The sequence below is a fragment of the Pseudoxanthomonas sp. 22568 genome (genome assembly GCF_052044485.1).
Classification (GTDB): domain Bacteria; phylum Pseudomonadota; class Gammaproteobacteria; order Xanthomonadales; family Xanthomonadaceae; genus Pseudoxanthomonas_A; species Pseudoxanthomonas_A beigongshangi.
Genome location: NZ_JBQENC010000003.1, coordinates 264,661 through 286,924, shown reverse-complemented (window position 1 = coordinate 286,924; position 22,264 = coordinate 264,661). Strand labels below are relative to the sequence as shown.

Annotated in this window: 22 protein-coding genes and 2 tRNA genes; 20 read left to right on the top strand and 4 right to left on the bottom strand. The window is 68.5% G+C overall.

Annotated features, from left to right (window positions below):
* Positions 1-362 precede the first annotated feature (362 nt).
* Entirely contained in the window at positions 363-1,313 is a 951-nt protein-coding gene (locus tag ACTJI2_RS05465) for a mechanosensitive ion channel family protein (RefSeq protein WP_440841383.1), read from the bottom strand.
* Between the two features lie 10 nt (positions 1,314-1,323).
* Positions 1,324-3,714, bottom strand: a complete 2,391-nt coding sequence (ppsA, locus tag ACTJI2_RS05460) for a phosphoenolpyruvate synthase (RefSeq protein ID WP_440841382.1) — start codon at positions 3,712-3,714, stop codon at positions 1,324-1,326.
* A gap of 150 nt (positions 3,715-3,864) precedes the next feature.
* Between ppsA and ppsR the strand changes: the two genes are divergently transcribed.
* Together ppsR and ACTJI2_RS05450 are read left to right on the top strand one after the other, a co-directional pair.
* The gene (gene ppsR, locus ACTJI2_RS05455; RefSeq protein ID WP_183641052.1) at positions 3,865-4,683 is read left to right on the top strand and encodes a posphoenolpyruvate synthetase regulatory kinase/phosphorylase PpsR; all 819 of its coding nucleotides are present in this window, start codon (positions 3,865-3,867) and stop codon (positions 4,681-4,683) included.
* Between the two features lie 130 nt (positions 4,684-4,813).
* A complete protein-coding gene (locus ACTJI2_RS05450; RefSeq protein ID WP_440841381.1) occupies positions 4,814-5,302 on the top strand; it encodes a DUF1249 domain-containing protein in 489 nt (162 codons plus the stop codon).
* Positions 5,303-5,546: 244 nt separating this feature from the next.
* On the opposite strand, the gene ACTJI2_RS05445 is transcribed toward ACTJI2_RS05450, so the two are convergent.
* Positions 5,547-5,622, bottom strand: a tRNA-Glu gene (locus tag ACTJI2_RS05445).
* A gap of 58 nt (positions 5,623-5,680) precedes the next feature.
* Positions 5,681-5,756, bottom strand: a tRNA-Ala gene (locus ACTJI2_RS05440).
* Positions 5,757-5,894: 138 nt separating this feature from the next.
* On the opposite strand from ACTJI2_RS05440, the gene ACTJI2_RS05435 reads away from it, so the two are divergent.
* The 18 genes from ACTJI2_RS05435 to ACTJI2_RS05350 are packed head-to-tail and all read left to right on the top strand — an operon-like array spanning position 5,895 to position 22,247.
* The gene (locus ACTJI2_RS05435) at positions 5,895-6,641 is read left to right on the top strand and encodes a beta-ketoacyl synthase chain length factor (protein ID WP_440841380.1); all 747 of its coding nucleotides are present in this window, start codon (positions 5,895-5,897) and stop codon (positions 6,639-6,641) included.
* Positions 6,607-7,422 (top strand): lysophospholipid acyltransferase family protein, encoded by an 816-nt coding sequence (locus tag ACTJI2_RS05430; protein WP_440841379.1) that lies wholly within the window; start codon positions 6,607-6,609, stop codon positions 7,420-7,422. Before ACTJI2_RS05435 ends, ACTJI2_RS05430 begins: the two co-directional genes overlap by 35 nt.
* The gene (locus ACTJI2_RS05425) at positions 7,409-7,669 is read left to right on the top strand and encodes a phosphopantetheine-binding protein (protein WP_141452712.1); all 261 of its coding nucleotides are present in this window, start codon (positions 7,409-7,411) and stop codon (positions 7,667-7,669) included. Before ACTJI2_RS05430 ends, ACTJI2_RS05425 begins: the two co-directional genes overlap by 14 nt.
* 22 nt (positions 7,670-7,691) lie before the next feature.
* Positions 7,692-7,946 carry an acyl carrier protein gene (locus ACTJI2_RS05420; protein WP_141452713.1) on the top strand — a complete coding sequence of 85 codons (255 nt, stop codon included), beginning with the start codon at positions 7,692-7,694 and terminating at the stop codon, positions 7,944-7,946.
* An 18-nt stretch (positions 7,947-7,964) separates the two neighbouring features.
* Positions 7,965-8,519, top strand: a complete 555-nt coding sequence (locus ACTJI2_RS05415) for a hypothetical protein (RefSeq protein WP_192198688.1) — start codon at positions 7,965-7,967, stop codon at positions 8,517-8,519.
* Positions 8,512-10,185: an AMP-binding protein gene (locus ACTJI2_RS05410; RefSeq protein ID WP_440841378.1), complete on the top strand. Its 1,674-nt coding sequence runs from the start codon at positions 8,512-8,514 to the stop codon at positions 10,183-10,185. Before ACTJI2_RS05415 ends, ACTJI2_RS05410 begins: the two co-directional genes overlap by 8 nt.
* Before the next feature lie 3 nt (positions 10,186-10,188).
* Positions 10,189-10,941, top strand: coding sequence for a glycosyltransferase family 2 protein (locus tag ACTJI2_RS05405; protein ID WP_440841376.1), 753 nt, complete (start codon positions 10,189-10,191; stop codon positions 10,939-10,941).
* Positions 10,938-11,891, top strand: coding sequence for an LpxL/LpxP family acyltransferase (locus ACTJI2_RS05400; protein WP_440841375.1), 954 nt, complete (start codon positions 10,938-10,940; stop codon positions 11,889-11,891). The genes ACTJI2_RS05405 and ACTJI2_RS05400 overlap by 4 nt, the downstream gene beginning before the upstream one ends.
* Entirely contained in the window at positions 11,869-13,428 is a 1,560-nt protein-coding gene (locus ACTJI2_RS05395) for an HAL/PAL/TAL family ammonia-lyase (RefSeq protein WP_440841374.1), read from the top strand. Before ACTJI2_RS05400 ends, ACTJI2_RS05395 begins: the two co-directional genes overlap by 23 nt.
* A complete protein-coding gene (locus tag ACTJI2_RS05390) occupies positions 13,415-13,837 on the top strand; it encodes an acyl-CoA thioesterase (protein WP_318289169.1) in 423 nt (140 codons plus the stop codon). Before ACTJI2_RS05395 ends, ACTJI2_RS05390 begins: the two co-directional genes overlap by 14 nt.
* Positions 13,834-14,466: an outer membrane lipoprotein carrier protein LolA gene (locus ACTJI2_RS05385; protein ID WP_203322470.1), complete on the top strand. Its 633-nt coding sequence runs from the start codon at positions 13,834-13,836 to the stop codon at positions 14,464-14,466. Before ACTJI2_RS05390 ends, ACTJI2_RS05385 begins: the two co-directional genes overlap by 4 nt.
* Positions 14,459-16,819, top strand: a complete 2,361-nt coding sequence (locus tag ACTJI2_RS05380; protein WP_440841373.1) for an MMPL family transporter — start codon at positions 14,459-14,461, stop codon at positions 16,817-16,819. Before ACTJI2_RS05385 ends, ACTJI2_RS05380 begins: the two co-directional genes overlap by 8 nt.
* 6 nt (positions 16,820-16,825) lie before the next feature.
* Positions 16,826-18,058: an NAD(P)/FAD-dependent oxidoreductase gene (locus tag ACTJI2_RS05375; RefSeq protein ID WP_318289166.1), complete on the top strand. Its 1,233-nt coding sequence runs from the start codon at positions 16,826-16,828 to the stop codon at positions 18,056-18,058.
* The gene (locus ACTJI2_RS05370; RefSeq protein ID WP_440841372.1) at positions 18,046-18,591 is read left to right on the top strand and encodes a DUF3261 domain-containing protein; all 546 of its coding nucleotides are present in this window, start codon (positions 18,046-18,048) and stop codon (positions 18,589-18,591) included. The genes ACTJI2_RS05375 and ACTJI2_RS05370 overlap by 13 nt, the downstream gene beginning before the upstream one ends.
* Positions 18,588-19,778, top strand: coding sequence for a beta-ketoacyl-[acyl-carrier-protein] synthase family protein (locus tag ACTJI2_RS05365; RefSeq protein WP_440841371.1), 1,191 nt, complete (start codon positions 18,588-18,590; stop codon positions 19,776-19,778). The genes ACTJI2_RS05370 and ACTJI2_RS05365 overlap by 4 nt, the downstream gene beginning before the upstream one ends.
* Complete coding sequence (locus tag ACTJI2_RS05360) at positions 19,778-20,275, top strand: ApeP family dehydratase (protein ID WP_440841370.1); 498 nt, start codon at positions 19,778-19,780, stop codon at positions 20,273-20,275. Before ACTJI2_RS05365 ends, ACTJI2_RS05360 begins: the two co-directional genes overlap by 1 nt.
* Entirely contained in the window at positions 20,272-21,006 is a 735-nt protein-coding gene (locus ACTJI2_RS05355) for a 3-ketoacyl-ACP reductase FabG2 (protein WP_141452724.1), read from the top strand. The genes ACTJI2_RS05360 and ACTJI2_RS05355 overlap by 4 nt, the downstream gene beginning before the upstream one ends.
* A complete protein-coding gene (locus ACTJI2_RS05350; RefSeq protein ID WP_440841369.1) occupies positions 21,003-22,247 on the top strand; it encodes a beta-ketoacyl-ACP synthase in 1,245 nt (414 codons plus the stop codon). The genes ACTJI2_RS05355 and ACTJI2_RS05350 overlap by 4 nt, the downstream gene beginning before the upstream one ends.
* The last annotated feature ends 17 nt before the right edge of the window (positions 22,248-22,264 follow it).

Genomic DNA, 22,264 nt, shown 5'->3' with positions numbered 1-22,264 from the left:
GACGTCGCTCCTACATGGGGTAGTTGGCTGTAGGAGCGACGTAAGTCGCGACCCGACAGCTCATCGGCAGCGAACCGTCTTGAGCCGGCAAGGCAATCGCGACGGACAAGGCTACGCCCCTACCGCAAGCACCTGGCCGAACTGGCCGGCTGAGGCCGCGCTTTTCCCGTCCCTGTGGGAGCGACGTGAGTCGCGATGGTCGCCCCGTTCGGAGAGTTTCCGGTCGCGACTTACGTCGCTCCTACATGGGGTAGTGGTTGTAGGAGCGACGTGAGTCGCGACCCGATAGGTCATCAACACCGGACCGTCGTCTCCCGATGAGGCAGTCGCGACTCATGTCGCTCCCACAAGAACGGGGCAGTTCAGGGCGCGGGCGCGGCCGGCGGAGGCGTCACGTCGCCATCATCGGCGACGGCGCGGGTGATCAGGTGGGTCAGCGGGGTGCCGTCCGCGTTGTGGTGGTACACGTGCAGGTCGCGTTGCGGATACGGGATGTTGAGGCCGTGGCCGATGATGTCGGTGCGCACCGCTTCGGTCAGCTGGCTGCGGGCATCGCCGAAATCCTTGGTCTTCACCCACGCCTGCAGGGTCAGGTCGACACTGCTTTCGCTCAGCCTGCTCACCAGCACCAGCGGCGCGGGATCGGCCAGCACCAGCGGGTTGGCCTGCGCCAGCGACAGCAGCACGTCCTTGGCCTGCTTCAGGTCGTCGTCGTAGCCCACGCCCACCAGGATGTCGACGCGGCGACGCGGCTTGGCGGTGAAATTGATGATCGGCGCGGTGGTGATCATGCTGTTGGGCAATACGATCAGGCGGTTGTCGAAGGTGCGCAGCCGGGTCTGGAAGATGCGTACTTCCTCGATCACGCCCTCCAGTCCGGCGGCCTGCACGTGGTCGCCGTCGCGAAACGGACGCAGCACGATCAGCATCACCCCGGAGGCGATGTTGGACAGCGAGTCCTTGAGCGCCAGGCCAACCGCCAGGCCGGCCGCGCCGACCACCGCCAGCACCGAGGTGGTGGGTACGCCGATCTTCTGCAGCGCGGCGATCAGCACCACCACCATCATCACCGCGTAGCAGACATTGCGCAGGAAGCCGGCGAGGGTCGCCTCGACCCCGCCGCGGGTCAGCGCCCGGTACACGATCCGGCTGATCCATTTGGACAGCCAGTAGCCGAGCAGCACGATGGCCGCGGCAATCGCCCAGTTGGTGAGCACCGCCATCCAGTCGATCGAACTCCAATCGAACGCACGGGTGGCGGTGGGCGTGGACGCCGCGGCGGGCGTCTTGGTGGGAAGGGTGATCAGGGCCATGCGGCCCGGATTATGCCGCTTTTCGCTTCGCCAGACGCAGCCAGGTATCGACCACGGTGTCCGGGTTCAGCGACACCGACTCGATGCCTTCCTGCATCAGCCATTCGGCCAGATCCGGATGGTCGGACGGACCCTGGCCGCAGATGCCCACGTACTTGCCCTTGGCGCGCGCGGCCTGGATGGCCATCGACAGCAGTTTCTTGACCGCCGGGTTCCGTTCGTCGAACAGGTTGGCGACGATGCTGGAGTCGCGATCCAGGCCCAGGGTCAGCTGGGTCAGGTCGTTGGATCCGATCGAGAAGCCGTCGAAGATGTCCAGGAACTCGTCGGCCAGCAGGGCGTTCGAGGGCACCTCGCACATCATGATGATCTTCAGGCCCGGCTTGTCGCCAGTAGCGCCATCGCCCTGCTTGAGGCCGTGGCGGGCCAGCACTTCGACCACCTTGCGGCCTTCCTCCAGGGTACGCACGAACGGGATCATCACCCACAGGTTGTCCAGGCCCATCTCGTCGCGGACCTTGCGCACCGCGCGGCACTCCAGCGCGAAGGCCGGCTCGAACGAGGCATCGACGTAGCGACTGGCACCGCGGAAGCCGATCATCGGGTTTTCTTCATGCGGCTCGTAGCGGGTGCCGCCGATCAGGTTGGCGTACTCGTTGGACTTGAAGTCCGACAGGCGCACGATGACCGGGTTCGGCGCGACCGAAGCGGTGATGGTGGCGATACCCTCGGCCAGGCGATCCACGTAGAAGCTCACCGGGTCCGCGTAGCCGGCCATCTTGGCGTCGATCTTGCGACGGGTTTCCAGGTCCTGGCGGTCGTATTCCAGCAGCGCCAGCGGATGCACGCCGATGTGGCTGGCGATGATCATTTCCAGCCGGGCCAGGCCGATGCCGGCGTTCGGCAACTGGCCGAAATCGAACGCGCGCTCGGGGTTGGCCACGTTCATCATGATCTTCAGCGGCGCCGGCGGCATGTTGTCCAGATCGGTCGTCGTGCGCTCGAAGGGCAGGGCGCTGTCGTAGATGAAACCGGTGTCGCCCTCGGCGCAGCTGACCGTCACTTCCACGCCGTCGGCGATGCTGTCCAGCGCGTTGCCGGTGCCGACCACCGCCGGCACGCCCAGTTCACGGGCGATGATCGCCGCGTGGCAGGTGCGGCCGCCGCGGTTGGTGACGATGGCCGAAGCGCGCTTCATCACCGGCTCCCAATCGGGGTCGGTCATGTCGGCGACCAGCACGTCGCCGGCCTGCACGCGGTTCATGTCATCCAGCGAGCGCACCACGCGGGCCACGCCGCTGCCGATTTTCTGGCCGATCGCGCGGCCCTCGGCGATGACCGTGCCGCGCTTTTCCAGCGCGTAGCGTTCGATCTGGGTGGCCTTGGCGCGCGACTTCACCGTCTCCGGACGGGCCTGCACGATGAACAGCTTGCCGCTGACGCCGTCCTTCGCCCATTCGATGTCCATCGGGCGGCCGTAGTGTTTTTCGATGACCAGCGCCTGCTTCGACAGCTCCTGCACGTCGGCATCGGAAATGGAGAACTTGCTCCGCAGTTCCGCCGGGGTGTCCTCGTTGCGCACGCGCTCGCCGGGCTTGTCCGAATAGACCATCCGGATCTGCTTGCTGCCCAGGGCGCGGCGCAGGATTGCCGGCTTGCCCTGCGCCAGGGTCGGCTTGTAGACGTAGAACTCGTCCGGATTCACCGCGCCCTGCACGACGTTCTCGCCCAGGCCGTAGCTGGCGGTGACGAACACCACCTCGCGGAAACCGGATTCGGTGTCCAGGGTGAACAGCACGCCGGAGGATCCCACGTCCGATCGCACCATCAGCTGCACGCCGGCGGACAGGAACACGTCCTCGTGCTTGAAGCCGTGGTGCACGCGGTAGGCGATGGCGCGATCGTTGTACAGCGAGGCGAAGACTTCCTTCACCTTGTGGACCACGTCATCGGCGCCGGTGACGTTGAGGAAGGTTTCCTGCTGGCCGGCGAAGCTGGCGTCGGGCAGATCCTCGGCGGTGGCGGAGGAGCGCACCGCGACCGCCACTTCGCCGCCGCCGTTTTCCGCGCACAGCTGCGCGTAGGCGGTGCGGATGTCCTGATCCAGGTCCGGTTGCAGCGGGGCGTCGATGACCCAGCCGCGAATCTCGCGACCGGCGGCGGTCAGCGCCGGCACGTCCTCGACATCCAGCGTGGCCAGCTTGTCGAAAATCCGCTTGGACAGGTCGTTGTGGGCGATGAACGCCTTGAACGCCTCGGCCGTGGTCGCGTAGCCGCCCGGCACGGACACGCCCAGGCCGGCCAGGTGGCCGATCATTTCGCCAAGCGAGGAATTCTTGCCGCCGACACGGGCAAGATCGGACAGGCGCAACGCATGCAGCCAGAGGATGTTCTCGTTCAAGCGTTAAGCTCCAAAGCTGACCGTGCGCCGCGCCGAGACCATCGGCCGGGCCGTGTCCGTGGGGAAAGAGGCGCTATGATGCTATGCAATACCAATTGCAGACAAGCTTGATCTGAAGGGGGTTTCGTGGTGAATCCGGACCAGGGCGGCCTGGTGACCAGGCCGGTGTTCTACGTCTCCGATGGTACCGGCATCACCGCCGAAACCATCGGTCACAGTCTGTTGACGCAGTTCACCGGTTTCCGCTTCCAGACCGACCGGATTTCCTTCGTGGACGACGAGGAAAAGGCCCGGGACGCGGCCGACCGCATCCGCCGGGCCGGGATCGCGCTAGGGGCCCGGCCGATCGTGGTCAATTCCTGCGTGGATCCGGCCCTGAGCGGGGTGCTGGCCGAGAGTGGCGCCTTGATGCTGGATGTGTTCGCGCCGTTCATCGAACCGCTGGAGCGCGAGCTGGGGACCCCCCGGCAGTCGCGGGTGGGCCAGGCGCACGGCCTGGTCGATTTCGAGACCTACCATCGCCGCATCAACGCGATGAACTTCGCCCTGACCCACGACGACGGCATCGCGCTGGAATACGAGGAGGCCGACGTCATCCTGGTGGCGGTGTCGCGCGCCGGCAAGACGCCTACCTGCGTGTACCTGGCGCTGCACTATGGCGTGCGCGCGGCCAACTATCCGCTGACCGATCAGGATCTGGAAACCGATCGCCTGCCACCGCGGCTGCGTCCTTACCGGCGCAAGCTGTTCGGCCTGACCATCGATCCGGATCGCCTGCACCAGATCCGGCAGGAGCGGCGTCCCAATTCCCGCTATGCGCAGATGGATACCTGCAAGCGCGAGGTCGCCGCGGCCGAGGCGATGTTCCAGGTGGAGCGCATTCCCACCCTCAGTACCACCAACAAGTCGATCGAGGAAATCTCCAGCAAGGTGCTGTCCACGCTGGGGCTGCAGCGCGAGATGTTCTGAGGCGGGGAGGCGGGCCGGAAGGGGCGGGGACGCGCCGCGGAATTCCGGCGGCGGGAAACCTTAACTTAGGCTTCCCGGGCGATGCCGTCAATGCTGCCGCCGACGCCGGCCAACGTGTAGCATCGGCTCCATGCAACCTCCCGCCACCGACCGCCAGGCACGCATTCCCAAGCTCAGCCGCTTCGGCTGGCTGATGGCGCTCTATGCGGAAAACCACGTGCGGTTGATGCGGTTGTTCGCCCCGGACCACCTGACCGCGGGAACCTACATTTCCTCGGTCGGCGACGGCCTGGACGTGCGCCTGGAAGTGATCGAGACCCACCGCTACACGGTCGAACTCAGGCTCACCTACGATCTGCGCGATCCGCTGACCGGCGAACCGGATCCTTCCGCCTTCGTGCGCCTGTACCGCGACGCCCACCAGGCCGAGGCCACGCATTGCTACGTCGGCCGCCGCTGGCAAGACGTGATCGGCCTGTACCCGCCGCCGGCGGAAGTGATCAGCCATCGCATGCGCATGAATACCTTCCTGGGCAAATGGCTGGAATACCTGGCCGACCAGGGGCATGGCGTGGCGACATTGAAAGCGATCGAAACCGCCGCGCTCGACGCGGCCTAGTTCGACTCGGATTGGCCTGCACATCGAAACCGATTCCTGCGCAGGCGTGCAGGGCGGGCAAGGCGGCGTGCGACGTATGCGCGGGTAACGAACCACCAGTCGTACAACATTCCATTCGCACAGTAAGAACCAGGCGGCTTTCGTCAGCCCGCGCATGATCTTTCCGCGGCCAATTTCCCGTTATTCCGGCAACGCAAAAACAATCAGGGCCCGGTTTCCCGGGCCCTGATTGTTTCTTCAAAATTGGCGTCCCCACGGGGATTCGAACCCCGGTCGCCACCGTGAAAGGGTGATGTCCTAGGCCTCTAGACGATGGGGACGCGTTTGAAACTTTGCCGCTTAAATTTTTCTTTCCAGACGGCCTAATGCCTGGAAAGTTGGTGGAGCCAGCCGGGATCGAACCGGCGACCTCTTGCATGCCATGCAAGCGCTCTCCCAGCTGAGCTATGGCCCCACGCGGCGGGAGAAGCGAAATTGTAGGGGGGGCTTTGCCGACTTGCAAGCATCCGTGAAAAAAAAATTTCACGGTGGCGGATTCGGGGCGCATCCGGTGGAATAGGGCGCTCGCAGAAACCGAGCGGATCGCAGCATCGTGAGGATTCAGTTCACCATCGCCGAATGGGCCGCCTGGGCGCCCGGACTGGAAACCGCCGAGGCCTGGCGCGAATGGGCGCGCCAGCCGTTTCCGCCCCACGGCGAGGGCACGCCGGCGCTGGGGGAGGTACCGGCGATGCAGCGGCGGCGAATCGATCGCCTGGGGCGGATGGCGATCCAGACCGCCTACTGGTGCCAGCGCGCGGAGGCGGAAGGCATTCCGTTCGTGTTCGCCTCGCGGCACGGCGACGTGGCCTGCTCGGTGGAACTGCTGGAATCGCTGAGCCGTCGCGAAACCCTGTCGCCGACCAGCTTCGGACTCTCCGTGCACAACGCGATCGCCGCGCTGTATTCGATCGTGCGCGGCGAGCGTGGCAACTATCTGGCGCTCGCCGCCGGACACGCCACGCCGGAAGCGGCGCTGGTGGAGGCGGCGGGACTGCTCGGGGATGGCGCGCCTGAAGTACTGGTGGTGGTCTACGACGCCGCACTGCCCGAGGTCTATGCCGATTTCAGGGACGAACCGGATCCTTTCCACGCCTGGTGCTGGCGGGTGGCGCCGGCGGATCGCGACGACGGCATCGCCGTGGGACTGGGCTGCGGTGCGGCGCCGGCGGAGGCGGGCGCGCCGGAATCCGCGGCCCTGCCGCACAGTCTGGAGGTATTGCGGTTCCTGCTGGCCGGTTCCGGCACGCTGCGGCACGTGGCTGATGGGCGGCAATGGGAGTGGCGCCACGGTGGGTGACCGCCTGGACCATCTGTGGCGGGTGTTCGGCACCGGCCTGAGTTTCCTGGCCTTCGGTGTCGGCGGGCTGGTGCTGAGGGTGCTGGTGTTCCCGCCGATGCAATGGTTCGTGCGCGATCCGTCGCGCCGGCGACGGCTGGTCCGGCGCGCCGTGCAGCGCAGTTTCGCCGCGCACGTGGAACTGATGCGCCAGTTGGGCCTGCTGACCTATGAAATCCGCCATCGCGAGCGCCTGCAACGCGACGGCCTGCTGATCCTGGCCAATCATCCGACCCTGATCGACGTGGTGTTCCTGGTCTCGCTTTTGCCCAACGCCGATTGCGTGGTGAAGTCGGCGGTGGCGCGCAATCCGTTCATGCGCGGGCCGGTCCGGGCCGCGGGTTACGTATCCAACGACGATGGCGCCGGACTGGTGGACGATTGCATCGCAGCGGTGAGGGCGGGCGGCAACCTGGTGATTTTTCCGGAGGGGACCCGGACCGTGCGCGGGCAGCCGCCGAAGCTGCAGCGCGGGGCCGCCAACATCGCCGTCCGCGGCCGCCTGGACATCACGCCGGTCAGGCTGAGCTGCACGCCGATGACGCTGGGGAAAGGGGAGAAATGGTATCGTGTGCCCACGCGCCGGTTCCATGTGGTGGTGGACGTTCAGGAAGACCTGCCGATCGCACGGTTCCTGAACGCCGCCGAGTCCGGAACCGGAGGGGACGCGGCAGCCGCCAGGCGGCTCACCGACTATTTGACGCATTATTTTTCTGGAGAGGAAACGCGTGCAGGCACTTGAGCACGAGATCAAGGAATTGATCATCGCCGCCCTGTCCCTCGAGGACATCGGTCCCGATGACATCGATACGGCGGCGCCGTTGTTCGTCGAAGGATTGGGGCTGGATTCGATCGACGCGCTGGAACTGGGCCTGGCCCTGCAGAAGCGCTACGGCGTCAGCCTGTCGGCGGACTCGCAGGAAACCCGCAAGCATTTTTCCAGCGTGCGCGCGCTGGCCGAGTTCGTCGCGTCGCAGCGGGCGGCGTGAAGGGCGCGGCGAGGGGACTGAAATGACCAAGAACGAACTATTCGACCGGATCGCCACGATCCTGCACGACACCTTCGAAATCGATCCGGCGAAGATCACGCCGGAATCGCGCCTGTACGACGACCTGGACATCGACAGCATCGACGCGGTCGATCTGATCGTCCAGCTCAAGCCGCTGCTGGGCCGCAACCTGCAACCGGACGCGTTCAAGACCGTCCGCACGGTGCAGGACGTCGTCGACGTGCTGTATGGCCTGATCCGCGACCAAGCCGCCTGATCAAGGCGCGGCGCGCTCATGGCGAACCGGGTCCGCGCGGCATTGTTCATTGCCCTGTCGCTGGCCTATCCGCTGGTCGTCTACCTGGCGCTCGGCCGGTTCGAGCCGCGCTGGCTGGCGCTCCTGCTGATGGCGCTGGCGCTGCTGCGCGCGCTGGCGACCCGCCAGCCGGTGTGGCTGGCGGCGGCGGGCGGGGCGGCGATTCTGGCCGCGCTGACCACGGTGTTCAACGATGCGCTGCCGCTGAAGCTGTATCCGGCGCTGGTCAACGCGGTGATGCTGGTGGTGTTCGCGGTGAGCCTGCGCTTCCCGCCCACGGTGGTGGAGCGGATCGCCCGCGTGAGCGAGCCGGATCTGCCGGCGCGCGCGGTCGCCTATACCCGCCGGGTCACCCAGGTGTGGTGCGTGTTCTTCATCTTCAATGGCGCACTGGCGCTGGCAACGGCCTTATGGACCACGGATCGCGTCTGGGCGCTCTACAACGGCGGCATCGCCTACCTGCTGATGGGCGCCTTGTTCGCGGGCGAGTGGCTGGTGCGGCAGCGCGTGCGGGCGGCGCACCGGCATGAGTGAGTGGCTGCCGCTGGACCGCATCGCCGTCGATGCCCGGACCGGACGGCGGGTCGGTCCGGATTGGGATCACCCGGCGTTCCGGACCCGGGTACTGGCCTGGCAGGCGGCATTCGCCGGCGCCGGGGGCCGTGACTGGGCGCTGTACTTCGAGGACGCGACCGCCTTCGCCGCGGCCCTGTTCGGTGCCTGGCACGCCGGCAAGCGGGTATTCCTGTGCGCCGACAACCTGCCGGCCACCCGTGAACGGCTGGCCGGGCAGGTCGATGGCTTCGCCGGCGACTTCACGGATGGTGGCGTGATGCCCGCGGACGTGGTTCCGGACACGGTCCTGGCGCCGCTGGACGAGGCCGCGACCCGGTTGCTGGTGTTCACTTCCGGCAGCACCGGCGAGCCGGTCGCCATCGAGAAGCGGCTGGATCAGCTGGCGCGGGAGGTGGAAGCGCTGGAAGCCGCTTTCGGCGCGGACCTCGGCGCGGCGACGGTACATGGCACGGTGTCCCACCAGCACATCTACGGACTGCTGTTCCGGGTGCTGTGGCCGCTGGCGGCCGGCCGGCCGATCGCGCCGCGTACCTTCTTCCACGAGGACCTGCTGGCCGCCCTGGCCGGGCAACCGGCGTTGCTGGTGGCCAGCCCGGCGCACCTGAAACGGCTGCCGCAGCAACTGGACTGGGCCTCGCTGGGCGGGCAATTGCGGGCGGTGTTCTCCTCCGGCGGCGCCTTGCCGGCCGAGGCCGCGCTGGAAGCCCGCCGCTGGCTGGGGGTGGCCCCCACCGAAATCTACGGCAGCAGCGAGACCGGCGGCATCGCGTGGCGGCGCTGGGACGACGAGCAACCGGCCTGGCGCGCGCTGCCCGGGGTGGCCTGGCGGGTCCAGGATGGACGCCTGCAGGTGCGCTCGCCGCATCTGGCCCAGGCGCGGGAGTGGTGGACCAGCGAGGACCGGGTACACGCCGACGGAGACGGGTTCCGCCTGCTCGGGCGGGCGGATCGTATCGTCAAGGTCGAGGAGCGCCGAGTGTCGCTGGATGGACTGGAGCGCGACATTGCCGGTCATCCGCGGGTGGCCGAAGCCCGCGTCTGCGTGCTGCCCGGCGCGCGCGACGCGCTGGTGGCGGTGGTGGTGCCCAACGAGGCCGGCTGGGAGTACCTGCGCGAACACGGCCGCCGCGCGCTGTCGCAGCAGCTGTCGCAACATCTGGCCGGCCGCCACGACGCGGTCGCGCGTCCGCGCCGCTGGCGTTACGCAGTGGCCCTGCCGGTCAACGCGCAGGGCAAGGTCACCGAGCGGGCGCTGACCGCGCTGTTCCGGCCCGAGCGTCCGGAACCGCACTGGCGCGTGCGTGAACCGCTGGCCGCCGAACTGGAACTGGATCTGGACGCGGATCTGGCGGTGTTCGACGGTCATTTTCCGCAGGCGACGATCCTGCCCGGGGTGGCGCAACTGGACTGGGCGATCCGGTTCGGCCGCGAAGCCTTCCCGCTGCCGCCGCGGTTCCTGCGCATGGAGGCGCTGAAGTTCCAGCGCGTCGCGCGTCCGGGCGACCGCATCCGCCTGCACCTGCAATGGGCGGCGGAAAAATCGACGCTGGCATTCCAGTACACCTCCGCGCATGGTCCGCACGCCAGTGGCCGGGTCGTGTTCGCGGCGCAGGAAGGACACTGAACCATGTCGGTCGATCGCTTGATGGTGATCATTCCGGTGTTCGACCACGAGCACGCGATTGGCGCGATGGTCACCGGCGTGCTCGCCTCCGGGCTGGATTGCCTGCTGGTGGACGACGGGTCCGGTCCTGCCTGCGCACGGGTGCTGGATGCGTTGGCCGATGCGCATGCGCCGCGCGTGCGGCTGCTGCGGCTGGCGCACAACCAGGGCAAGGGCGGGGCGGTGATGGCGGGCTTCCGCGAAGCCGCGCGGCTCGGTGCCAGCCACGCATTGCAGATCGACGCCGACGGCCAGCACGATCCCGCCGACATTCCGCGTTTCGCCGAGGCGTCGCGGCAGCGACCGCAGGCGATCATCTGCGGCGTGCCCGAATACGACGAAAGCGTGCCCAAAGGGCGCCTGTATGGCCGCTACCTGACCCACGTCTGGGTCTGGATCAACACGCTGTCGTTCGCCATCCGCGATTCGATGTGCGGCTTCCGCGTCTATCCGCTGGCGCCGGTGCTGGCGCTGATGGCGCAGGAACCGATTGGCCGGCGGATGGATTTCGACATCGAAATCATTGTGCGGTTGTTCTGGCGCGGCGTGGCGGTGGTCAACCTGCCGACCCGGGTGACCTATCCCAGCGACGGCGTGTCGCATTTCGATGTCTGGCGCGACAACGTGCGGATCAGCCGCATGCACGCGCGCCTGTTCTTCGGCATGCTGCGGCGCCTGCCGCGCTGGCTGCTGCGTGGACGGACGGTGCCCGCGTGAGCGCCACCGGACAACCGCACTGGGCGGACATCGCCGAGTCCACCTCGGTGGCCGGTGTGCGCTTCCTGTGCGGCGTGCATCGCTGGCTGGGACGCTGGCCGTTCCGGCTGTGCGCCTATCCGGTGGTGTTCTTCCACCGGCTGGGCAACGCCACCGCGCGCGCGGCGTCGCTGCAGTACCTGCGCCGGCTGCATGCGCACGATCGCGGAGTGTTCGGTGGCGAGCCGGGGAGCTGGCAGAGCCTGCGCCATTTCTTCATGTTCGCCGAGACCCTGCTGGACAAGATCCTGGCGATGGGCCACCGCTATCCCGAACAGCGGGTGATCACCCACCGCGACGTGATGATGGCGATGGTCGCGCAGCGGCGCGGCGGGCTGATCATCACCGCGCACATCGGTTGCCTGGAGCTGTGCCAGGCGCTGGCCGACCGGGTGCCGGGTTTCCGCCTGACCGCGCTGGTGCATACCTCGCACGCCGCGCGCTTCAACCGCCTGCTGGATCGGCTGGACCCGGCCAACGGCGTGCGCCTGATGCAGGTGACCGAGCTGGGGCCGGCCACCGCCACGGTGCTGGCCGAACGCATCGCCGCCGGCGAGTTCGTCGCCATCGCCGGCGACCGCGTGCCCTTGCAGGGCGGGCGCAGCGTGCGGGTGCCGTTCCTGGGCCATCCGGCGCCGTTTCCGATTGGCGCCTATGCGCTGGCCTCGGCGCTGGGCTGCCCGGTGTTCACGATGGCTTGCACCCACGCCGGCGATGGTTACGAAGTGCGCTTCGAACCCTTTGCCGAAAACATCCGCCTGCCGCGCGGTTCGCGCGACGCGGCGCTGGCCGAACACGCCGGGCGGTTCGCACAATGGCTGGAGCGCCAGTTGGTCGGCGCGCCTTACGACTGGTTCAATTTCTTTCCCTTCTGGGATCAGGTTACGCATGACGCTTCCCCCCGAGAGTGACACCGGCGCGGTCCGGTTCGGCGATGCCCCGTTGCGCATCGAGGACGTGACGGCGCTGGCGCGCCGGCAGCGCGAGGCCCGGCTGTCCGACGACGCCGGTTTCCGCGCGCGCATCGCCCGCGGCGCCGACTTCCTGGATCGCGTGCTGCGCGAGGACGGCGTCATCTACGGCGTGACCACCGGCTATGGCGATTCCTGCACGGTCAACATTCCGCCGGAACTGGTCGCCGAACTGCCGCACCACCTCTACACCTACCATGGCTGTGGACTCGGCAGGTTCCTTGACGCCGAGGAGACCCGCGCGGTCCTCGCGGCGCGGCTGGCATCGCTGGCGCGCGGCATGTCCGGCGTCAGCCAGGGACTGCTCGACGGGCTGGAGAACCTGCTCCGGCACGACGTGCTGCCGCTGGTTCCGGCCGAAGGCTCGGTGGGGGCGAGCGGTGACCTGACTCCGCTGTCCTACGTGGCGGCGGTGCTGTGCGGTGAACGCGACGTCATCCACGCCGGCGTGCACCGGCCCGCGGCCGAAGCGTTGGCGGAGATCGGCATGACCCCGCTCAAGCTGCGGCCGAAGGAAGGCCTGGCCATCATGAATGGCACCGCGGTGATGACCGCGCTGGCCTGCCTGGCCTGGGAACGCGCCGACTACCTGAGCCGGCTGGCGACCCGGCTGACCGCGTTCAACGTGCTCGCCAGCGACGGCAACGCGCACCATTTCGACGAGGTGCTGTTCGACGCCAAGCCGCATCCCGGCCAGTCGCGGACCGCCGCGCGCCTGCGCCAGGACCTGCACAGCGATCGTCCGCCGCGCAACGAGCAGCGCCTGCAGGATCGTTATTCGCTGCGCTGCGCGCCGCACGTGATCGGCGTACTGGAAGACGCGCTGCCGTTCTTCCGCCAGTTGATTGAAACCGAACTCAACAGTGCCAACGACAACCCGCTGATCGATCCCGAGCGCGGCCAGATCCTGCATGGCGGGCATTTCTACGGCGGCCACATCGCCTTCGCGATGGACGCGATGAAGAACGCGGTCGCCAACCTGGCCGACCTGCTGGATCGCCAGCTGGCGCTGCTGGTGGACACCCGCTTCAACCACGGCCTGCCGTCCAACCTGTCCGCCGCGAGCGGTCCGCGCGCGGCCATCAACCACGGGCTGAAAGCCTTGCAGATCAGCGTGTCGGCGTGGACCGCCGAAGCGCTCAAGCTGACCATGCCGGCCTCGGTGTTCTCACGCTCGACCGAATGCCACAACCAGGACAAGGTCAGCATGGGCACGATCGCCGCCCGCGACTGCCTGCGCGTGATCACCCTGACCGAACAAGTGGTCGCAGCCATGCTGATCGCCGCCCGCCAGGCGGTGGAACTGCGCGCGCGCGCCGGCGGTTCGGCCGTGTTCGGCGAGCAGGCGGCGGCGATGTACGCGGATCTGCGCGACCGCATCGCCCTGGTCGTCGAGGACCGCGCGCTGGACAACGAGTTGCGCGCGCTGTGCGAGGACGTGCGCGCGCGGCGCTGGGGCCTGTATGCCGACGCCTGATCTGTCCTGCGAAATCGCGCTGTCGCCAGCCTTCCACGACTGCGATCCGATGCAGGTGGTCTGGCACGGCAACTACTTCAAGTACCTGGAAATCGCCCGCTGCACGCTGCTGCAACGGTTCGACTACGACTATCCGCAGATGCAGGACTCCGGTTTCCTGTGGCCGGTGGTGGATGCGCGTATCAAGTACATCCGTCCCCTGCGCTATGCGCAGCCGCTGGTGGTGCGCGCCGAAATCGTGGAGTGGGAAAACCGGCTGAAGCTGGAATACGTCATCCGCGACGCCGAATCCCAACAGGTCCTGACCCGCGCCCACACCCTCCAGGTGGCGGTCGAGGCGGCTTCAGGCGAGATGCTCTATGTGTGTCCGCCGGTGCTGTGGGAACGGCTGGGAGTGCAGGTCGAATGAAGCGGTGGTCCGGTTTCCTGTTGTCGTCGGTGCTGCTGCTGGCGGCGGGCGCGTGGCCGCCGTCCGCGCGCGCGGCGGACGATCTGGCGGTGATCCAGCAGCGCGTCGCCCAGGTCGAAGTGTTGCGCGGCCAGTTCGAACAGGAAAAACGCATCACCGGCTTCAAGAACCCGCTGCGTTCGCAGGGCCGGTTCGTGGTCGCTCGGCAGAAGGGGGTGATCTGGACGACGGAAAAGCCGTTCCCGTCCGAGATGGTGATCACCCGCGACCGCATCCTCAGCCGCCAGCGCGACGGCAGCCAGCGGGTCGAGGTGGACGGTCGCGAGCAGCCGGCGCTGCGCTCGGTCAACGCGATGATGTTCGCGCTGGTCAGCGGCGATGTCGCCGCGCTGTCCTCGCGTTTCGAAACCCGGGTGCAGGCGTTGCCGGACAACGGCTGGCGGCTGGGCCTGAAACCGCGTTCGGCGGCACTGGCCAAGGTGTTCGCCAGAATCGAGCTGAGTGGTGATCGCTACGTGCGCGAGGTGCGGATCGAGGAAGCCAACGGCGACAGCACGCTGCTGCGGTTTTCCGCGCTGAAGGACACGCCGGCCACGCTGGCGGCGGACGAGGCGCGCCGCTTTGACTGAAGGCCTGGACGCGCGAGATCGCCGCTGGCGTTCCGGCTGGCGCTGGCTGGCCCTGCTGTGGCTGCTCGCGGTGGCCGCGGTCGCGGCGCACCAGTGGCGGTTCTGGCAGCACCCGCCGATCGACAGCGACATCCTGGCGCTGTTGCCGCGCGATGCCGATGATCGCGTGCTGGCCGATGCCACCGAGCGCATTGCCGATGCCGGTGCGCGCCAGATCGTGGTGGTGCTGGTTGCGGCCACGCCGGAGCAGGCGCATCGGGCCGAAACGGCGTTCCGCCGTTCGCTGGCCGGTGAGGAGGCGGCGCGATTGCCGTTCACCGCGGCCGACAATGCCGCCGACTGGTTTCCGCAGGCGCAGGCTTTCTACGCGCCGTATCGCGATCGTCTGCTGACGCCCGGACAGCGCGTCGGCATCGCCACGGCCGACACCGCCGTGCTGGCGGAACAGGCGCTGGCCGCGCTGTACGGTCCCATGGGCGCGCCCCGGTTGACCGAATGGCGGCAGGACCCGCTCGGCCTGTGGCCGCAATGGTGGCAGGCGCGCGCGCGGGCGTCGGGCCTGAGCGTGGGCGAGGACGGCCTGCTGGAAAAGGATGGCCTGCACTGGAGCGTGCTCGCGTTCCAGACCCGCGCTTCGGCGTTCCGGCTCGATGGCGAACGCATCATCCAGGATGCGCTGGACCGCGCCGGCGCCGCCGCGCGCGCGGCCGAGCCCTCGGTGCGCGTGCTGCGCGCGGGCGTGCCGCTGCACGCCGAGGCGGCGGCGGTGCAGGCCAACCGCGAAATCAATACCATCGGCTGGGGCTCGCTGGCGGCGGTGTTGCTGCTGGTGTGGCTGGCGTTCCGTTCGCTGCGTCCGATCCTGCTGGTGGCCGCTTCGCTGATCATCGGCTGCGCGACCGCCCTGTCGGTGACCGCGCTGGTGTTCGGCCAGGTTCATCTGCTGACCCTGATTTTCGGCGCCAGCCTGGTCGGCGTGGCCGAGGACTACGGCATCCACTGGTTCGCCTCGCGCCAGGGCGTGGCGGCGGAACGGCGCTGGGCGTTGCTGCGCCACCTGTTGCCGGGCCTGTGGCTGGCATTGGCGACCAGCGCGCTGGCCTATCTGGCGTTGGGACTGGCGCCGTTTCCGGGCCTGCGCCAGATGGCACTGTTTTCGGTGGTCGGGTTGGCCGGCGCGTTCCTTACCGTGATCTGCCTGTTCCCGTGGCTCGATGGCGGCCAGGTGCGCGATACCCGTTTCTCGCGGGCGATTGGCCGTTCGCTGGACCGCTGGCCGCGCGCGGTTCGCAGCCGCGGCGGGATCGTGGTGGGCGTGCTGGTGGCCGTGGTGCTGGTCGCCGGCCTGCTGCGCGTGCATGGCGATGACGACCTTCGCAGCCTGCAATCCTCGCCACCGACGGTGATGGCCCAGCAGATCGAAGTGGGGCGGCTGCTGGGGATGCCGAGTCCCGCGCAGTTCTTCCTGATCCGCGCCGACGATGCCGAAACCCTGCTGCAACGCGAAGAGGCGTTGACCGAACGCCTGCGCAAGCTGGAGACCGATGACCGCATCGGCGGCCATCGCGCGATCAGCGACTGGTTGCCGTCGCTGCGCCGGCAACAGGCCGACGCCGTATTGACCGGACGGGTGGAAAGCGCGGTGATGGCGCAGGTCGGACAGGCGCTGGGCGAATCGCTTGCGCGTCCGGATTTCAGCGCCGGCCCCCTGTGGCCCGAGGCGTGGCTGGCTTCGCCGGTGTCCGCGCCGTTCCGCCATCAATGGCTGGGGCAGGTGGGCGGACAACTGGCCAGCGTGGTGCTGATCGATGACCTGGGACGCGACGGCGCGCTGGCGTTGCTGGAGCAACAGGCCGCGCAACTGCCCGGAGTGCGCTGGGTCGATCGCACCGCCGACTTCTCGCGCCTGCTGCGCCATTACCGCCACCTGATGAGTGGGCTGCTGCTGGCCGGCGCGGTGCTGGTGTATGCATTGCTGTGGTGGCGCTATCGCGCCGGCGCCTGGCGGGTGATGTTGCCGACCCTGCTGGCCGGCGCGTTGACCGTCGCGCTGTTGGGATTGGCGGGCCAACCGCTGCAACTGTTCAACGTGCTGGCCTTGCTGCTGTTGCTGGGCATGGGCATCGACTACGGCATTTTCCTGACCGAACACCGCGGCGACGCCCGCGCCTGGATGGCGGTATGCATCGGCGCGGCCAGCACCTGGCTGTCGTTCGGGCTGCTGGCGCTGTCGGCGACACCGGCGTTGCGCGCCTTCGGTCTCACCCTGCTGCTGGGCATCGGCCTGGTCTGGCTGGTTTCACCGTTGTTCCGCCCACCGGCGGCTTCCCCGTCACCTCTAGAGCACGAGTAGCAAGGAATGAAAATCGAACAGACGGAAATCCTGATCATCGGCGCGGGCCCGGCGGGCTCGGTGGCGGCGGCGATGCTGCGCCAGCAGGGACGCCGCGTGCTGATCCTGGAACGCGAGCAGTTCCCGCGCTTCTCCATCGGCGAGAGCCTGCTGCCGCAGAGCATGGAATACATCGAGGCCGCCGGGCTGCTGCAGGACGTGGTGGAAGCCGGCTTCCAGTACAAGAACGGTGCCGCGTTCGTGCGCGGCGAGCGCACCACCCAGTTCGATTTCCGCGACAAGTTCTCGCCGGGCTGGGGCACCACCTACCAGGTGCAGCGCGCCGACTTCGACCACGTGCTGGCCAGGGGCGCGGAGCGGATGGGCGCGGAGGTCCGTTATCGTCACGAAGTGCTGGCCGCCGAACCGGGCGAGCGCCCGCGGGTGACCGTGCGCTCGCCGGAAGGCGAGACCTACCAGGTCGAGGCGGACTTCATGCTCGACGCCAGCGGCTTCGGACGGCTGCTGCCCAAGCTGCTGAAACTGGAATCGCCGTCGAATTTCCCGGTGCGCGGCGCCATCTTCACGCACGTTCGCGACCATATCGCGCAGGATGCCGGTTTTGATCGCAACAAGATCCTGATCACCACCCACCCCGAGCACGTCGACGTATGGTACTGGACCATCCCGTTCTCCAATGGCTGCTGCTCGCTGGGCGTGGTCGCGGAAATGGAATTCCTCAACCGCTATCCGGGCACGGAGCTGGAGCGCCTGCAGGCGATCGTCGGCGAGGATCCCAACCTGACCCGGCTGCTGAAGGACGCGGAGTGGGCGGTGCTGCCGGTGCGCCAGATCACCGGCTACTCGGCCAACGTGAACTCGCTGTGGGGGCCGGGCTACGCGCTGCTGGGCAACGCCGGCGAATTCCTGGATCCGGTGTTCTCCTCGGGCGTGACCATCGCCTTCAAGTCGGCGCAACTGGCGGCCGACTGCCTGCGGCGCCGCTACGCGGGCGAAGCGGTGGACTGGGAAACCGACTACTCGATACCGCTGCGCGCGGGCGTGCAGACCTTCCGCCGTTTCGTGGAGGCGTGGTATGCGGGCGGCTTCCAGAAAATCATTTTCCATCCTGACCAGCAGCCGGAGATCCGCCGCATGATCTGCTCGATCCTGGCCGGCTACGCCTGGGATACCCGCAACCCGTACGTCGCCGACACCGGCCGCCGCCTGCGCGTGCTGGAGGAACTGTGCGACGCCTGATCGCCCTGTTGGGCATGCTGTGCCTGCTGGCGGCCTGCGCGCATCGCACGCCGGCACCGGCGGTCGCGTTGCCGCCGCTGCGGCTGGCGCCGGCCGCGCTGGGCAAACCGCTGGCGGTGCAGCAGCGCCTGCATTTCCAGTTCGGCGCCCGGCAACGCGATCTGGAGGCGTTGCTGGAAGTGGACGCGCAGGAAGTGCGGCTGGCGGTGCAGGCACTCGGCCAGTCCGGCGTGCGCCTGCAATGGGATGGCCGCGAATTGCACCAGCAACGCGCGCCCTGGCTGCCGCCGGCGGTGCGCGGCGAGCGCGTGCTGGACGATCTCCAGTTCGCGCTATGGCCGCTGGAAGCCGTGCGTGGCGCCTTGCCCGCCGGGTGGCGGGTGGAGGACGATGGCCACGAGCGTCGGCTGCTGCGCGACGGCACCGCCTGGCTGGTGCTGACCCGCGACGCGCCGGACAACCTGCGGCTGCGCAACCTGGCCGAAGGCTACGCGCTGGACATCCAGACCGTGGGCGGAGAGGCCAACCCGTGAACGCCGCGCAGGTCTTCCTCAACGAACTCGGCATCACCTGCGCGCTGGGCACCGGCCGCGACGCGGTGGCGACCGCGCTGTTCGCCGGCGATGCGCCCGGCGGCGTGCGCCTCAGCGAAGCGCTCACCCCCGGGCGACCGCTCATGCTGGGCGCGGTGACCGGCGTCCTGCCGGATCTGTCCGACTGCCCGCTGCCGTTGCGCGGACGCAACAACGCGCTGTTGCGCGGCGCATTCACCCAGATTGCACCGGCCGTGGCCGCCGCCATCGACCGATATGGCGCCGACCGGGTGGCGGTGGTGCTGGGAACCAGCACCTCCGGCATCGGCGAATCCGAACAGGCCTTGCCGTTCAAGCACGAACACGGCAGTTGGCCGGCGGGCTTCCACTACGCCCAGCAGGAGATCGGCACGCCGGCGCGGTTCGTCGCCGCCGAAGCGGGCGTGCACGGTCCGGCCTGGACGATATCGACCGCCTGTTCCTCCAGTGCCAAGGCCCTGGCTTCGGGGGCGCGCCTGCTGCGCGCGGGCATCGTCGACGCGGTGATCGCCGGTGGCGCGGACTCGTTGTGCCGCTTCACCATCGACGGCTTCAGCGCGCTGGAATCGGTATCGGCCGCCCGTTGCAATCCGTTCTCGCGTCACCGCAACGGCATCAACATCGGCGAGGGTGCCGCGCTGTTCCTGATGACCCGCGAACCCGGACCGGTGCGGCTGGCGGGGTGGGGCGAAACCGCCGATGCCCACCATATTTCCGCGCCCGAGCCGCAGGGTGTCGGCGCCATCGCCGCGATCGGGCAGGCATTGGCGCGCGCGGGTGTGCAGGCCGACGACATCGACTACGTCAACCTGCACGGCACCGCCACGCCGCAGAACGACGCGATGGAAAGCCGCGCGGTCGCCGCGACGATGCGGCCCGGCACGCCGGTGAGTTCGACCAAGCCGTTGACCGGGCACACCTTGGGCGCGGCGGGCGCGATCGAGGCCGGGCTGTCCTGGCTCGCGCTGGCGGCCAATCCCGAGCACCGCCTGCCGCCGCACTGGTGGGATGGCGAAGCGGATCCGGATCTGGCGCCACTGCACTTCGCCGCCCCCGGCGAGCGCGCCGCACGCCCGCTTCGGCATGTGCTCAGCCATTCCTTCGCCTTTGGCGGCAGCAACGCGGTCCTGCTGCTGGGAGCCGGATGATGAACCTGGACAACGCGCGCCCGTCGCCGGCCGCCGATGCGGCGCATCCGCTGTACGACATCGAACGGGTCATCCCGCATCGCGGCACCCTGCGCCTGATCGACCGCCTGCTGGGCTGGGACGAGGACCGGGTGGCGGTCGAGGTGCGGGTGCCGGCCGACGGGCCGTTCAGCGAGGAGGCCGGCGTGCCGGCCTGGGTCGGGGTCGAGTACATGGCCCAGGCCATCGCCGCCTGGGCCGGCTGTCGCGCCCGCCAGGCCGGCGGCGAGCCGAGCATCGGCTTCCTGCTGGGCACCCGCCGCTATCAGTCGGCCTGGACCCATTTCCCGGCCGGCACCCTGCTGCGGGTGGAGGCGATCCGCGAGCTGTTGGGCGACAATGGCCTGGGGATGTTCGCTTGCCGCATCGAGGCGAACGGGGACGAAATCGCAAGCGCCAACGTGTCGGTGTTCGAACCACCGGACGCGATGGCCTATCTGGAGAACGAGCAAGCATGAGTGGAGACTCGACGGTCCTGGTCACCGGGGCCAGCCGCGGCATCGGGCGCGCGATCGCGCTGCGTGCCGCGCAGGACGGGTTCGACGTGGTGGTGCATTACCGCAGCCGGGTGGAGGAAGCCGAGGCCGTGGCCGCGGAGATCCGCGCGCTTGGCCGGCAGGCGCGGGTGATGGGTTTCGACGTGGGCGATCGCGCCGCCGCCGCGCAGGCGCTGGAAGCCGATGTGGCCGCGCACGGCGCGTACTACGGGGTGGTCTGCAATGCGGGCATCGCCCGCGACAACGCGTTTCCGGCGATGAGCGGGGAGGACTGGGACGCGGTAATCCACACCAACCTGGATGCGTTCTACAACGTGCTCAACCCGCTGACCATGCCGATGGTGCGCCGACGCAAGCCCGGCCGCATCGTCACCCTGTCGTCGGTGTCGGGCCTGGTCGGCAACCGCGGACAGGCCAACTACAGCGCCGCCAAGGCCGGCATCATCGGCGCGACCAAGGCGCTGGCGCTGGAACTGGCCAGCCGCGAAATCACCGTCAACTGCGTCGCGCCGGGCCTGATCAACACCGAGATGGTGGCCGGCGAGGTGGCCGAGGAAGCGCTCAAGCTGATTCCGATGCGGCGCATGGGACAACCGGAGGAAGTCGCCGCGGTGGTGGCGTTCCTGCTGTCGCCGGCGGCGGCTTACGTGACCCGCCAAGTCATCTCCGTCAACGGAGGTCTGATCGGATGAGCGACGCCCAACTGAAACGCGTGGTGGTTACCGGCGCGGGCACGATCAGCCCGCTGGGCAACGACTGGCCCAGCGTGCACCTGCGCCTGCGCGAGTGCCGCAACGCCGTGCGGCACATGCACGAATGGGACATCTACGAAGGCCTGAACACCAAACTGGCGGCGCCAGCCGCCGAATTCGAACTGCCGCCGCATTACAACCGCAAGACCACCCGCAGCATGGGCCGGGTCGCGTTGATGGCCGTGCGCGCCACCGAACTGGCGCTGGAGCAGGCTGGTTTGCTGGGCGATCCGCTGCTGGGCAGCGGCAAGGTTGGCGTGTCCTACGGTTCGTCCGCCGGTACCCACAGCGCCATCGGCGACTTCGGCCGGATGCTCAACGAGCACACCACCGAAGGCATCAACGCCACCACCTACCTGAAGATGATGAGCCACACCGCGCCGGTCAACATCGGCGTGTTCTTCGGCCTGACCGGCCGGGTCATCACCACCTCCAGCGCCTGCACCTCGGGCAGCCAGGGCATCGGTTCGGCCTACGAGGCGATTCGCTTCGGCAAGCAGGTCGCGATGGTCGCCGGCGGCGCCGAACAGCTCGACGCCACCGCCGCGGCGGTGTTCGACACCCTGTTCGCCACCAGCGTGCGCAACGACGATCCGCAAAGCACGCCGCGCCCGTTCGACGCCGGTCGCGACGGACTGGTGCTGGGCGAGGGCGCCTGCACGCTGATCCTGGAAGAACTGGAACATGCGCGCGCGCGTGGTGCCCACATCCTGGCCGAGGTCGTGGGCTACGGCACCAACAGCGACGGCCAACACGTCACCCAGCCCAGCGCCGACACCATGGCCGAGGCGATGCAACTGGCGCTGGAAGACGCCGGCCTGACGCCGGACGCCATCGACTACGTCAACGCGCACGGCACCGCCACCGATCACGGCGACATCGCCGAGACCGCCGCGACCGCGCAGGTGTTCGGTGCGCGCATTCCGATCAGCTCGCTGAAGAGTTACGTCGGCCACACCTTGGGCGCCTGCGGGGCCTACGAGGCCTGGGCGACCATCCAGATGATGCGCGAGGGCTGGTTCGCCCCCACGCTCAACCTGGAAGCGCGCGATCCGCGCTGCGCCGAGCTGGACTACATTACCGGCGAGGGCCGCGAACTGCGGGCCGAACACGTGATGAGCAACAACTTCGCCTTCGGCGGCATCAACACCTCGCTGATTTTCCGCCGCTGGCAGGAATGACGACCGCCTTTTCCACT